The following is a 261-nucleotide window of genomic DNA, read 5'->3' on the forward strand; positions in this document are numbered from 1 at the left end:
CATGTGGCCCGGCGGCTGCTCTCGCTGGCGGCGGTTCGGGACGGGGCCAGCCGGACGGAAGCGGCGCGGATCGGTGGCATGGACCGGCAGACGCTGCGCGACTGGGTGCATCGCTTCAATGCCGAGGGGCCGGACGGTTTGCGCGATCAACGCCATCCCGGACCCACCTGCCGCCTGACGGCAAGCCAACAGGCGGAATTGGCGGAACTGATCGAAGCTGGCCCCGAGCTGGTCCGGGACGGTGTGGTGCGCTGGCGCCGG

At 71.6% G+C, this 261-nt stretch carries 1 protein-coding gene; it reads left to right on the forward strand.

The window, feature by feature from the left end; genetic code table 11:
* Positions 1 to 261, forward strand: a 261-nt coding sequence (locus B8446_RS15945; RefSeq protein ID WP_048851372.1) for a helix-turn-helix domain-containing protein, incomplete at both ends; no start/stop codon positions are given.

It is taken from the genome of Tanticharoenia sakaeratensis NBRC 103193 (assembly GCF_000963885.1).
Lineage (GTDB): Bacteria > Pseudomonadota > Alphaproteobacteria > Acetobacterales > Acetobacteraceae > Tanticharoenia > Tanticharoenia sakaeratensis.